8 protein-coding genes are annotated in these 14,598 nt (G+C 44.6%); 3 read left to right on the forward strand and 5 right to left on the reverse strand.

Annotated elements, in window-relative coordinates; all coding sequences use genetic code 11:
- The first annotated feature begins 2 nt into the window (after nt 1-2).
- The 3 genes from rfbD (at nt 3) to QUB25_RS02480 (ending at nt 3,851) form a co-directional block, all read left to right on the forward strand.
- A complete protein-coding gene (gene rfbD, locus QUB25_RS02470; protein ID WP_333181901.1) occupies nt 3-875 on the forward strand; it encodes a dTDP-4-dehydrorhamnose reductase in 873 nt (290 codons plus the stop codon).
- Nucleotides 876-996: 121 nt separating this feature from the next.
- Nucleotides 997-2,850, forward strand: a complete 1,854-nt coding sequence (locus tag QUB25_RS02475) for a hypothetical protein (RefSeq protein WP_333181902.1) — start codon at nt 997-999, stop codon at nt 2,848-2,850.
- A 26-nt stretch (nt 2,851-2,876) separates the two neighbouring features.
- Entirely contained in the window at nt 2,877-3,851 is a 975-nt protein-coding gene (locus QUB25_RS02480; RefSeq protein WP_333181903.1) for a glycosyltransferase family 2 protein, read from the forward strand.
- A 95-nt stretch (nt 3,852-3,946) separates the two neighbouring features.
- On the opposite strand, the gene QUB25_RS02485 is transcribed toward QUB25_RS02480, so the two are convergent.
- From QUB25_RS02485 to smc, 5 genes are all read right to left on the reverse strand, one after another.
- Nucleotides 3,947-5,779, reverse strand: coding sequence for a DUF6798 domain-containing protein (locus QUB25_RS02485; RefSeq protein ID WP_333181904.1), 1,833 nt, complete (start codon nt 5,777-5,779; stop codon nt 3,947-3,949).
- A gap of 12 nt (nt 5,780-5,791) precedes the next feature.
- Nucleotides 5,792-7,972, reverse strand: coding sequence for a hypothetical protein (locus QUB25_RS02490; RefSeq protein WP_333181905.1), 2,181 nt, complete (start codon nt 7,970-7,972; stop codon nt 5,792-5,794).
- An 81-nt stretch (nt 7,973-8,053) separates the two neighbouring features.
- On the reverse strand, nt 8,054-9,079 hold the full coding sequence (locus QUB25_RS02495) for an SGNH/GDSL hydrolase family protein (protein WP_333181906.1): 1,026 nt from the start codon (nt 9,077-9,079) through the stop codon (nt 8,054-8,056).
- Nucleotides 9,080-9,391: 312 nt separating this feature from the next.
- A complete protein-coding gene (locus QUB25_RS02500) occupies nt 9,392-10,414 on the reverse strand; it encodes a PRC-barrel domain-containing protein (protein ID WP_333181907.1) in 1,023 nt (340 codons plus the stop codon).
- A 68-nt stretch (nt 10,415-10,482) separates the two neighbouring features.
- Nucleotides 10,483-14,283, reverse strand: a complete 3,801-nt coding sequence (gene smc, locus QUB25_RS02505) for a chromosome segregation protein SMC (protein ID WP_333181908.1) — start codon at nt 14,281-14,283, stop codon at nt 10,483-10,485.
- Nucleotides 14,284-14,598 lie beyond the last annotated feature (315 nt).

A 14,598-nucleotide genomic window follows, 5' to 3' on the forward strand; every position in this document is an offset into this window, starting at 1 on the left:
CAATGAAAATTTTACTCGCAGGTGGCAGCGGACAGCTAGCTCAAGAATTGCAGCCAATTTTATTATCTTCGGGAGAGGTAATTGCGGTCGATCGCACTCGCCTCGACTTATCCCAAGCGGAAAGCATCCGTCAGGCAATGGCTGAAATTCAACCGGATTTCGTCGTCAATGCGGGTGCTTATACTGCCGTAGACAAAGCGGAAAGCGAACCGGAATTAGCAAACGCCATCAACGGCATTGCACCCGGAATTCTCGCAGAAGAATGCGAAAAACTGGGAGCAAGTTTGATTCACTTTTCTACTGATTATGTATTTGACGGTAGCCACGGTTCTGCTTATCAGGAAACAGATTCTACAAACCCGCTGGGAACTTACGGCAAGTCGAAATTAGCAGGCGAGGAAGCAATTCGGAAAGCGGGGAACCGACATATTATTATTAGAACCGCGTGGGTTTACGGCAACGGCGGCAAAGGTAATTTTGTCAAAACCATGCTGAGGTTGGGAAAGGAAAGGGAAGAAATTCGAGTAGTAGCAGATCAGATCGGAAGTCCTACTTGGACGGGGGATTTAGCGGAGGCAGTTTCGCAAATTATTCCTCTGCTTGGGTCAGAAAGTTTTGGGACTTACCAGTACACTAACAGCGGAGTTTGTAGTTGGTACGATTTTGCGATCGCCATTTTTGAGGAAGCAGCACAACTCGGCTTTCCCCTAAAAGTTCAGCGCGTAATTCCCATCACCACCGCCGAATATCCAACACCCGCAAAACGTCCTGCTTTTTCTGTCCTCTCTACGGTAAAAATATCAGCACTTCTAGGCACGTATCCCCCCCACTGGCGGCAAGGGCTCAGACAAATGCTGGCCAGAGAAGTGAAATAAAAAATCGAGGAAAACTCAAATCGCGAGGGCGAGTTTTGTTAATGAGTTACCTGTTATATCCAAAGTTTCTCACCTAAACTCGCCCCTACCAATTAATAAAAATATTCCCCTGTCTGAATCCATGAAAGTCAAGCAACAATATACTTTAATTGCCGCATCCGTTATCGGCATTCTAATACCAGCGTCATATATTTTGTACTTGATATCGCAAGCGGGAGAATTGTCTAATTTTGATTATTGGTGGATGACCTGGAATTTTTATTCAGTAGACGGTTTTTCTACAAATCCTTTTAATTGGATATTTCGGGCGAACGAGCATTTTGTCTTGATTCCGGCAATTATTTATGGCTTGAATATAGCTGTCACCCAAGGTTCAAATATTGGTTTATGTTTAGTTGCCTGGTTCTTGGCTTGGATTCAGTGCCACGTATTAATTGCTCTGCTGCCGTTAAAATTGAGGCGTTTTCCGCTGCAATTTATCTCGCTACTCCTTTGTATTTCTATTTTTAATTTTACTCCGGCGGCTGCTCACAATTGGATGCGGGGATTCAGCGGTGTTCACTGGATAATTGCTAATTTATTTGTGATTTGTTCGATATTTTGTTTGCAATCCTATGTGACAGTTTTGTTAAATAAAAGGGAGGCAGAGCCTCCTGATATTCATTCCCAGGCAGAGCCTGGTAACGAGTTTGTAGGGGCTGCGCCCCCCCATTTACAAAATAAGTGGGTAATTGGCAGCATTGTTTTTGGCGTTTTAGGCTGTATTAGTTACAGCACTCCTTTAGCTTTGTGGCCGATATTGTGTGCTGCTGCTGTTGTACTGCGGTTTCCTCGGCGAATAACTTATTTGTATTTCATTGCTTCGGTTGCAGTGAGTGGCATTTATTTTTTAACTTATAAAACTCCCTCTCATCACCCTTCTTTAACTAAAATTAACCCGCTCAAAACTCTTGAATATATTCCTACTTATCTCGGCGGAATTTTTAGCGAAAATATTATTGTTGCTTCAATTATTGGTATAATTGGTTTGAGTGCAGCGACGGGTTTTGTGGGTTATTGGCTATTTGTAAAAAAGGTCGATCGCCTGGATTGGCTGCCTTGGCTATCAATCCAACTTTACACGCTGCAAACGGCGTTAATGGCTGCGGTTAGTCGATCGGGATTTGGCGTCGAACAGGCCACCGCTTCCCGCTACGCCACACTCCCAGCTTTGTTTTGGATGAGCACAATTGTGCTGACAGTATTGTGGGTGCGCGAGTTGCAGCCAACACCAAGAATTCAAGGGCGTTGGCTGACACCGCTGTTTGCAGTCGCCACAGTTGCGATTATTTTAATGTACGGGGTGGGAGGCGAAACTGCAATGGCGATCGCCCGCAGAGCCACCTATCAACCCTTAGTAGCATTATCACTGCAATTAGGCATCACCGACGTAACGTTAATTAAAGACCGCGTAGGCAACAAACCCGCCGCTTTTATCGGGTTAATCGACGCATTAAAAACTAACAACTTAGTGCCATTTAACCGAGACATCAAAAAACACAATTTCTGTGCAGCATTAGACACCAAAATAGACGCAAATTTACTGTCAGCGCCCAAAGACGGAGTACCCGGATATTTTGATACAGCCACCAAACTTGCACCAACAGCCTCCAGAGTAATTGGCTGGGTAGGAGACCCCGAAAACAATGTAAAATGTATTGCCATTCTCAACCAAGAAAATGTCGTTCGAGGTTTCGCCATGTCAGGATTTCCGCGCCCCGATTTAGTTAAATTGTTTGGCTCTTCCTACGAATTCGCAGCTTGGAGAGGATACATTCAAACATCACCAACAGATAAATTATTGACAGCCTATGCCTCCTTTAAAAACCGCAAAGGTTGGGTAGCCTTGCGAAACTCCCAAGTTATCAATAAAAACTTAAAAATCTCTCTTTCTCCTTCTCAGCGCCCTCTGCGGTTAATAAAAAAATCTCATTGACAACACAAATGAAATAGAATATCCCTATGCCAAAACACCTCAGCTTCGTAATCCCAGTTCACAACGAAGAAGCCACCCTAAAATTTTTGTTTGAAAAGATAAAACTTGTCATGTTTCAAACAGAAATTGAGAGTTACGAAGTCATTTTCATAGATGACGGTAGCCGCGATTATTCCTGGCAAGAAATCACAGATTTAGCCAGCAAAAATCCCAAACTAATTAAAGCGATTAAAATGCGCCGCAACTTTGGCAAATCCGCCGCACTTTCAGCAGGATTTCGCAATGCCGCAGGGATAATTATCTTTACTCTTGATGCTGACCTTCAGGATGACCCCGCTGAAATTCCCAAATTTTTACATCATTTAGAATCGGGATTTGATTTAGTTTCCGGTTGGCGAAAACAGCGGAACGACCCCCTTTCTAAAACTTTACCTTCCAAGCTGTTTAATGCCGTTGCTTGTTTGCTAACGGGGGTGCAAATGCACGATATGAATTGCGGTTTTAAAGCTTACCGTAGGGAAGTTTTGCAGTCGATTAAATTGTACGGGGAATTGCACCGCTACATTCCAGCTTTAGCAAACAATTTAGGGTTTAAAATTGGAGAAGTAGTGGTGGAACATCATCCGCGAAAGCACGGAAAATCAAATTACGGCTGGGAACGTTATGCGCGGGGATTTATTGATTTGTTGACGGTGTTAGCCACGACGCAGTATTTGCACAAACCGGGTCATTTGTTTGGAGGTTTGGGATTGTGTTTTGGCTTGGTTGGAACTGTTTCGCTGAGTTATTTGATAGTTATTTGGTTTCTGAATTTGGCGGGGATGAATTTTGGGCCGATCGGGAATCGACCTTTGTTATTTTTTGGGATTTTGTGTACAATTCTGTCGGTGCAGTTAATTTCTTTGGGGATTTTAGCTGAGTTGATGGCGCGGAATGTGGATGCTGATTATGTGGACAAGCAAATTAGCGAAATTATTGATGATTCGGGTTTTGATATTTAACCGCATATCTGATTCGGCGGTTGAAACCGCTTCTATACAAACAAAGTCGGCGCAACGCCAGACTGAATAAATCTCTCATGTTTTCAAAAATAGTATTATCTAATTTTAAACAGTATCCATTTGCCCTCTTGCTCTACTATTTCTCCGTCAATATTTGGATGCCAATCGCTGCGAGTCAGGATATAATCGGCATGATAGTTTCGGGCTACTTTGACTAAATCCGCACTGCTGCGGCGGATAAAAAAGTTATTTCCTCCCCAAATCATTTGCGGGTTTAAGGGAACCCCTAAAACAGCTTCCATGCGGTTTTGCCATTCTTTAATGCCTTTTTCGGTAAAGGGAAAGTTCTTGAAGTTGACGACAATCGCTCTGTCGGAGAAAAACTGGAAGCTGGTAACTGAGGGTGGAACTAATACGAGTACATCGCGGCTGCTAATTTGCGAAAAACGCACAGCTAATCTGCTTAAGTCGTCCCTGGGAACGGCATTGATATTAACTCTTGTTTGAAATACATTTAATATAGGTTTGGGCAGAATTCCTGCTACTCCAAAAACTAAGGTGGCGGTAGTTATTAAGGCTAATGTGTGAGTTATAGCCTGTTTGATAGATGTAGCTAGGGAGGTTTCTTCTAAAATGAATGGGAAGGCGAGGATTGAGAAGAGGACGGGGATACTAATTATTCGATCGCCTATTATTTCCCATGAATCAGCCAGCGGATATATGAAGCTGAAAATTACCGTTCCTGCTGCTAAAATCCACAACAATATATTATATCGTTTGGGAAATACGTAATTTTTTGTTTGCCCAACTGATAATACTAGGAAAATGATACCCCGAAAAGACAAAGTTAGTACAGCTAACAGCAACAAGCTAACAGCTATTTGTTTGTCTCTGTAAAGTCTATCTACCGTCAAAGCCACAGCAATAAATATAATTAATTGAGCAAAAGGGACGGTTCTAGCTAACTGTAGTTTGGCGATAAAAGCCAAAGGGTAAACTTCGACAAATATGTAATTTAGAAACAGCCCAAAAAGGGATGTACCAACAATTATATAAAAATTAACCTTGTCTTCTTTTGGCAATAAATCGGAATTTTTGATGCACAGCAAGCCACCCATTATGAAACATATAAAGTTGAACCAATTCCCGACATCCCAATTTGACGGGAGGATGTGGTGGGGGTTGCGGACTTTCGCATGAATGTAGACAAACTCGGCGTTGTCGATAGTGTGAGTGCTGGTAGTACCTGTTAATAACATCGGTACGTAAACGATACTTGCCATTGCTGCTAAAAGTACGATCGCCAAAATCAGTGTTTTAAACTTTCGCTGTCTTACAGATTCAATAAATAAAACGGGAACCATCATCAATCCGGGCAACAAACCAACTAAAAATTGCAGCAAACAGCCCAGTCCAAAAAATAAATATCCGGTCAGCCATTTCTGGCGCAAACTAAAGTAAATTCCCCAAATTGCGAAACCCATTGCGAAGGTACTGGGTACTGATTTAGTGGAAAATATCAGGGTGTTACCAACATCTGTAAATGAGGCCGCTATACATAAAAAAGCCATCGCTGCGGCAGGCAGTTTGGAATTAGTATAGATATTGAGAATTGCGTAGCAAGCTAGGATAAATGAACCGAAGGCGAGGAATTGATAAATAAAGTGCGCTAGGGGAATGCTTGTTCCTAAGTTGGCGAGCAAATAAATAATATAATAATAGTAATATCTCGGATTAAACTTAACCATTTCCTGAACGTAATAGTCATTTTTGTATAGTTCAGGATTTAACATAAATTGAATTGGCGGCACTTCGGGAAAGTTGCCTCCTATCGGGAAAATATACCCAGTGGCCATCAGGGAGCCGATGATGACAAAAGTATACAGAGATAGATTAAAATACCAGTGGGATTTTTGATGTTTTTGCATTGACGGTTCAACTTACCTACTGACAGCCAAATTGTTAATCTCCAGTCGGCATTGGTTTGTTAAATCCTGTTTGCTGCTACTCAATACCTCAAGCAGCAGATAAATGGGATTTTTGCCCTCAACTAATAGATTTAAGTCGCTCGCACTTTTTTGACTATAAGCCATCTCTGCTGAGTCTATTAATTTACCTTGCTTGTCCCACAAAGTCAAGCGCAGGACAACTCCTGGACATAGTTGGTTAGGTAAATTGAGTTTGCCGGTAACTTTCGCTTTGTCTGAGATGGAACCTAAATACAGGAAAGATGTATCGATTTTCTTGCTGTTTTTAATTGGATGAGTTACAATCTTATATAAGTAATCCGATTTTTGAGTGACTGAATAATTGGCACTTGTGTAGATTGATTGATGCAAACTAATCCAATCTAACTGCGTGCCTGGTCGATCGACTATTTGCCGCTGCATCGCCTCCAGAGTCCTAAATGCCGTTGCTGTATCAGTCGGCCTCACCCTCCGGTAAACGCTGACAGTCACGCCGTTTTCTAGCTTAAACTGTTCGGGTAGCAATTGGAAATCGCGGGCAATTTCCCAGTTTTGAGTAAAGGCATCGTAGACCACTTTAACAACATCTTGTTCGTGCGATTGCAAAACTTGTTCGTCAGTCGGTAACACCTGCTGAAAAGGCACAGCAACCACCGCATATTGTGACTGCAACAACTCCGGTAGCGGGTAAGTATCGCGCGAGTCAATTTGCGGCCTCCCGATGGTATTTAATTTCCACCAACCCTCCGGCGGATTTATTTTTCGGTTAGCTTGTCGCAGGATATTAGCATTAAAACTGTTAGAAGCACCGGCAATATAAATCGGTTCTTCATTCGGTGCTAATTTTCGCAGAAACTCTACTAATTTTACAACTTCCTCGTAGTCCGATCGCACTAACGGCGGAAAATTACCCACAAACAGTCTTGGCAAATTAATTTTGAGAGGAATTAACCCGACTGCGGCATTCAAAACCAGGTACAAGCCCGCCGCGCCCAGCATCAAATACCGGACTTTTCCCTTGAGTGTCAGCCAAGTTGTCCAGAAAAATGTGGATAGTCCTAAAAGTGCGATCGGTGTAATATGAATTGTATAGTGCAAGTAGCCGTAACGCAAAACTAACAGCCATTCAACCAGCGACAAAACCCCAAACAACGAAACAAAAATAGCCGCCGCTGGAACCAGCTTTCGAGTGAGAATTCCCGCCGAAAAACCAATCAGTACCAGCAGCCAAGTTCCCAAACCGTAAAAATCCGCATAACGAGTTAAAATATCACTTACAGGCAAACTCCAAGCGACATACAAATTGCGGTAGTCAACCGTCAGAGCACTGCGAGTAAAATCTCCCGCTACCAACATTAAAATAGTCAAGCTAGTTACAGCTATCAAGCCCAATTTGACACCAGATTCAAACAAGCATCTGTAGGGAAACGGCACTACCCCCTCCTTGTCTTTTGGAGACGAAAACGTCGTTTCCTTAAGGTAGATTAGTACAAGAAACTCGATGAAAGCCTGTAAAGTCGCTGCACCAAAAAATGCGATCGCACTATAAGCAAAATGGCGCCGCAACAGAATCGCCGCCGCCAGCAAAAACCCAATTAACGGGATTTTCCACCAAGATTTCAGCTTAACATCCTGCAAATAAACCAAAATTGCCAAGGCTACAAACACACAGCCGCCAGTATCCAGATATCCCCGCAGAGTCGGTATCCAACTCATCGGAATTAATAAACTCAGCAGCACCATTGACCAAAACACCCGGCGGGGATAAACTGGAATTAGCGTTGCAGAAATTGCCCCCAGCAACAGGCGAAACGGCAGCACATAAATCAGGGATACGCTGAGAATGTAACTCAGCCGAGACTCGCCAAATAACAGAATAAACGGCACTAACGGCAGAGAGATTAATAGATTTTTTTCCTTAGATAGCGATTCTATAACTCCGCGCCATGCTTTATCTGGCGAGTCTCGAAATAAATTTGCCGTGTTGACTGTAGCAGTGTTGTAGCCCGCGTAATCCCACCAATAAAAAGTATGTTCGCTGGATACATAGATTGATGTTACTGCAACTGTTACGAGAACAATTAAAAACAGGATAAACCCATCAATTATAAATTTTCGAGGCAATTTAAAAGAAACAATATCAAATACTCCCATCACTCTAGCAACCCTAAATAACTTCTAAACTTCCTCTTTCTCTATTCCTTCGCGCCCTTTGCGCCTTCGCGGTTCGTTAACTTATCTTAAAACAGTACCTTGCAAAAAACCTTCTAACTTTTCTGCATATTGCCGATTCGCGATCGCACTTGGATGAAGGTCATGAGGTAAATTATTATTGGCAGGTATTTTCAAATCAACCGAAATATCCGCCGTAGCAATTCCCTCCTGACTTAACTCCTGCAGCATTTTAGCAGAACCGACATTAATTCCCGCCACAACTAACTTAACACCATTAGCCTCAGCCACACGGTTAAACTCTTCAATAATTGCCTTAGAAACCTCGTGACTTTTGTACAATCCCTCTTCAAATTGATTGTAATTAACCTCCAAAAAATGGCTTAATGCAGAAACCCGCATCAGCGGGAACTCGTGATATTCAAGTTTTGCCATTTTGTAGGTAAAATCATTTTCTCCGTTCAGCCTAGCATCGGGCTGGAATAAAATACCCAGTTTATTCCAAGCAGCCATTTGCTTTCTTCTCGCCCTTAACAAAGTATTGCGGCGGTCGTGAAATCCCGCATAAGCAATCACCGCAATTTTTGGTTTATTTCCTTGTTTGAGTGCTTCTTTGAATTGAATCAACGAGTGCAGCGTGCCGTAGCCGTTAACGCCAAAATTTACTATTTCATACTTGGGTAATTTCTCTTGCAGCAACCAAGAATAAGTTTCGCTATCATTCAATGACCAACCGTAGGTAAAAGAACAGCCAAATATCCAAACTTCTGGCTTTTTTGACGATAAATTGTAAGTATTGAGGGGATGAGTTATTCTTAAACTATTATTGAGATGAGTGGCATTAAATGAGTAATTGCCGTTAAGTGTTACCTTGAATTTACCCGGCAAATGCTTGTAGCCGAGTTCCGAGTCTTTGGTGAAAAAGTTACCTTTTGGTTCGACCGCAACATCAACATTTTCTATTTGCCAGGGTTTGTATCCCGCAACTCGCAAGACAATTTCAGCCGTGGTTGTGGATAAAAAAATTGGAAAAATTAGATAGGTTATTAATCTGAAAGCAACATTTTTAGCAAAATCTTTTTTGCTCATTAACATAATATGAAACGTCAGGAAAAGTATAGTAAACTGCCATGCCAGTATTATCTACTCCATGGATCTAATTTAATTAGATTGAGTGCCTTCAATGCCTCCCCCAACCTACCACACTGAATTGTTTGCCCGAATTAAATATTATTCGTAAAACCCGTGCCTACAAAATATTGGTTTAAACTGAGATATTGCGCCAATATCAGCAACGGGCTAGAAGCCCGTTCCACAAAAAATAAACTTGATTGTGGAACGGGCATCTTGCCCGTTCTTAAGAAGAGTGCAAAATATTGGTTTGACCTAATTGATTAATTTCTAATAACCAGGCTCCTCCTCATACTCAGGAGTCTTAGTTTTCTCAGGGATATTCACCCGAGGAGCCTGGTAAGGCTTCGGTGCCTCATCGTCAGCCCAAGCATCAGCCTCCACATCATCCTCGTACTCCACCACCGGCTGCTTCGGGCGAGAAATCTCAGCGCGAGTGTACTGCGGCTTCTCCTCGTACTCATCCTCGTAATCGTCCTCCTCACCGCCCCAATTATCCTCTTCGTAATCCTCGTAATCGTCGATTATTGGCTCAGGCTGCTGTGCCTGCACCGCGCGCATGGGCGGCTGGCGAACCGCAGGCCGATTCCACTCTAAATCCTCATCCCAAGGAACTTCCTCCACCGCAGGCGCAGCTACGCGGCTCCGCATTTCCGGTGCAGGTATCCGCACGCCCGGGCCCAATTGATTTCCCGTAGCCACGGGTTTCGGATAATAACCTGCCTCGTCCTCTTCTCGTTCCCAAGGTGCTTGGCCCAAACCAACGCGCTCCAGCAAACCCACACTAAGCTGCCTGAGCCTTTCCTCGGAACCTTCAAACACAATCAAGCGATTCGGGCCACTGCTAACAATTTCCTCAATCCCCAACTCGTAAGTGCTGAGAACTTGGTCGGGGATTTGGGGGATGCCCAGGGAAGCGATAATTATAGAAACTAACTTACCGTCTTCGGGGTCGAACCTAAAGCCTCGCACCCTACCTAAAAGTTCGCCGGTTTCGGTAATAACTTCGCTGTTAATCAAAATGCTGTAGACTTCAACATCAACATCATCTTCGATCGCGCTCTCATCTTCCACCAACAGCACGTCGCCGATTTCGCTGACATTGCTGAGGAACATAAACTTCGGCATTCCAGCGACCGCAAATATATTATCACGCAGACCGATCGCCACAACTTCCCGCCGATCGATGTCCACCCACAATTGACTAACCACCCCCAAGCGTTTACCTCTGTCGCGGGTGATGACCTGAGTGCCTAGAATGTCTGAGCGTTGGCAGATTTGTTCGGATGTCATTCTAACTTTAATCCTGATTTATTAAGTACATATATCACTCAACACGAGCGTTAACATAAACTCCGGGACTACAACTTCAGTCCTATGACTTGAGTATAAGCTCCCCGTGCTTGAGTAACACCAATTGTACGCTCAGCCGATTGAATCATAGGTCGCCGCAAACTCACAACAATAAACTGGGCTTGTTCCGACTGTCGTTTTATCATTCTAGCCAATCGCTCCACATTTGCCCCATCCAGAAACATATCCACTTCATCAAAAGCGTAAAACGTAGACGGGCGGTAGCGTTGCAGCGCAAAAATAAAACTCAGCGCCGTCAATGACTTTTCGCCTCCAGACATGGAAGCCAGCCGCTGTACGGGTTTGCCCTTCGGGTGAGCAACCAAATTCAAGCCGCTGCTGAAGGGGTCTTCCTGGTCATCTAGCTGGAGATAGCCGTCGCCTTCGGAAAGTTCCGCAAAGATAGTCTGGAAGTTCTCGTTAACCGCGTCGAAAGCTTCTTTAAAAGCGCGCCGCCTGAGTGTGGTAAAATTTTCGATTCTCAACAGCAGTTCAGTGCGTTCTCCTTCCAATGTCGTCAATTTTTGACTCAATTCTTGAAGGCGTTCTTGAGTGCGGTTGTACTCTTCCAAGGCTAGCATATTGACCGGTTCTAAAGCTTGAATGCGTTTGGCGATCGCCTTTACTTCCTGCTGCAATTCCGTCAAATTGGCTTTCTCGACATTTTCAGGAATCGACGGCACGGGGTCGGGCATTTCCGCCCGCTGCGCTTCCAATAGAGTGCGGACTGCGCTCAATTGTTCCCGGCGTTCTTGCTGGGTTTCGTGGAGTTTTTGCAACTGCCATTGTAACTGCTGTTTGGCTAAATGCTTCTCTCGCAGTTGAGATTCCGCCCGATCGCGCTCTCCCTTCTGCACGCCCAATTTTTCCTCAATTTCCCCCAAAGCCGCCTTAGCTTCCGCAATTTGCCGATCGAGTTCTAACTGCTGCGAAACAATGCGATCGAGTGCATCCGCCCCCGCGTTTTGCTGCACTTGCCATTCCTGCAATTTCTCGCTGCCTTCCTTAATTTTGTCTTCCAAACGCCCGAATTGATTTTCCAAGTCTACAAGGCGCTGCTGGACGTTTCTCAGAGCCAATTCTCGCTCTTGGAGCTGCGCTTCTAGAGCGCGCAAACTCGATTGCATTTGCTGCCATTCGCTGTGACTGTTGGACTCTTCCAACTGCGCCAAAGTTTGGCGGTACTGCTGCAATTGAGTTTCCTGTGCGGGCAATTCTCGTTCCAGCAACTGCAATCTCGATCGCGAATTAGTTAATTCCTGTGTATTTTTCGCAATTTGCGATCGCACTTGTTCCTGTTGCGCTTGCAAATTCTTAATTTCTGAATCCAACTGTTCCAAGCGCAACTGATGTTCGCGCAAATTTTGTTTTGCTTCCATCAATTCTTGGCTGCGAGTTTTGACTGCAACAGCAGCGCGATCGATCGCAATTTTGCAGCGTTCCAAAATCCGCTCAATTTCCTCCAACCTTTCTTGCAGAGAGGCGATCGTCCGCGCTTCACTAGCAGCCTCACTAGCCTCAACCGTGCCAAAATGCAAAGTAGATCTGTTAGTAGAACTTCCCCCAGTCATCGCCCCGCTAGTTTCCAGAATTTCCCCGTCCAAAGTGACAATCCGGTACTGTCCCAAATAGCGGCGGGCGTCGCTGAGGTTGCTAAACACAACCGTACTGCCAAAAACGTAAGCAAAAATTTCCTGATACCGGGAATCGCAATCAATCAAATTAACAGCCGCATCCACAAATCCAGCCGCGCGCCGCAAATTTTCATTCACCGAATACCTGCCGCCCCTAATCTTATTCAAAGGCAAAAACGTCATCCTTCCCGCGCGTTTTTGTTTCAGCAATTCGATCGCAGCAGCAGCCACGCTGTCATCTTCCACCACCATATTTCCCATGCGCCCGCCCGCCGCTATTTCCAGCGCCAACTGATAGCGCGGTTCCACCCTGCCCAGTTGAGCCACCAAGCCGCAAACTCCGCCAATTCCGCTTTGCGCGACAATTTTTGCAGTAAACGTTCCCGTCGCTTCTTGCAGTGCTTGAAACTGCACTTCTAGTTTGTCTAATTTGCGCTGTCTTTCGCGCTGTTCTTCCAACAAACGAGTTTGAGTTTCCTGTTGCAGTTGCAATTCTTGTTCGGCTTCGACTAAAATCTGAGTCAGCGATTCTACTTGCAAAGATGCAACGCCTTTGGTTTCCACAAGGCGAGATTGCTGCTCTTTTTTCGCTGCAATTTCCTGTTCCAATACTTGCAGCGATTGGTTTTGTTCTTGAATTTGACTGTGCAGGCGATCGGCTCTTTCGCCAATAGTAGCTTGTTCTGTACGCTGCGGTTCCAAAGTTTGTTGAATTGTTTCGATTTGGCGGTGCAATTCTGTTTGCTGCTGTACCCAAACTTCGGCCGTCGAGGCGATCGCGTTTGCAACTTCCCGACTTTCATCTAAACTTTGCTGGGCTGCATCCCGCTGTTCCTGCAAAGTTCCTGTTTGTGACTTAACATAAGATATTTCAATCTCAATTTGCTCCAAACTTTGCCGGAATTGCCGAACTTCTTCCTCGGTTTGTGCTATATTAGCAGCCATTTGCCCAGCAGTTGTTTCCAAATCCTGTTTGCGGTTTTGCAGTTGTCGCCGTTCCGCTTCCTGAGTCGCAATCGTCGCTTGCAAAGCCAACAATTCCGACTCTCCCAAAGCTTTAACGCGGGCATTCAGCGCATCAAGTTCGGCGGTTGCTTCTTGAATTTGGGTGTTAATTGCTTGCAGTTGTTCTGTGAGAGATGCAGAAGTGCGATCGCCCGTTTCGATTTGTTCTCGCAGCTTCCATTCTTGCTGCTGCAATTGGCGGAATTTCAGCACAATTTCCCACTGCGACTTTTCTTGAAATTCCGCCCGCAGCTTTTGATATTTTTCCGCTTTTGTGCGATCGGAAGCCAGTCTATCGCGCTGAGAAATCAGCTCTTTTTCTACAATTCGGCTGCGTTCTTCCACTTCCTTAACTTCATCCAACTTCTGCCTAGCTAAAGAGATTTTGCGATCGAACTGAGCCACGCCAGCTAATTCGTCAATGATTTCTCTGCGTTCCTTAGAATTCATCGAAATAATGCTGGTAACGTCTCCTTGCAGCACGACGTTATAGCCTTCGGGATAAATTCGCAAGCGGTTGAGTTGTTCGTGAAGTTGAGTCAGCGTGCAAGGTTGGCCGTTAATGTAATAAGTTGAAGTGTAAGTACCTTGGCGAGTTACCCGAAGTTTCCGCGTCACACTCCACTCATCCGATTTTGGATTTTCGATTTGGGATTTTCGATTGGTAGCGAGTAGTTGCCCGTTGTTGTCTTGAGTTGCTGCGATTTCAATCTCTTCTACGTCTTCAACAGATAACTCATCCGATTTTGGATTTTCGATTTTCGATTTTCGATTGGCAGGTGATTGGCCGTTGTTGTCTTGAGTTTCGCCAATATCTATCTCTTCGACTTCCTCTGCTTCAACAGATAACTCATCTGCTGCATTTTCCTCCTCATCTTCATCCCGGGCGAACCATTCCTCCCCCACATCTTCCAGCGCAAAAGTCGCAGTCACGCTAGCTTCGATCGTACCGCGTTTGTTTTGGGCGCTGTTCACCAAATCCGGCAAACGTTCAGCCCGCATTCCCTTAGAACTCGAAAGGCCGAGACAAAACAGCAAAGCGTCGAGGATGTTGGACTTCCCAGAACCGTTGGGCCCGGAAACCACAGTAAAACCGGGCAGCACGGGAATGGCCGTCGTGCCGCCAAAAGATTTAAAGTTCGTCAGTTCGATCCGTTTAATGTGAACCATATGCTAGGAGTAGCTTTGGCTCTAGGTTGTTGTCACAGGGTAGCACAGGCAATGGGGCGATCGACAATGTGTTAACTTTCTGGCATTGTCGATCGAACCGATATCTTACACCTTTGTCAACAACCGAGCCTGCTTTTACTTAAAAAGATCGTTGACAAAGGTACAACTTCTGCGATCCGAGCGAGCGCTACAAATTAACGTAAATTTTGATACAGATAACTTCATGAGACTCGATCGGCATTATTTGTGCGATTAAACATGAAAGCCTTGTCCCGAGGGAATTCCAGCAAATATAATTCCCGGAATTCCTCATGT

It is taken from the genome of Microcoleus sp. B3-D7, assembly GCF_036705305.1.
GTDB lineage: Bacteria > Cyanobacteriota > Cyanobacteriia > Cyanobacteriales > Microcoleaceae > Microcoleus.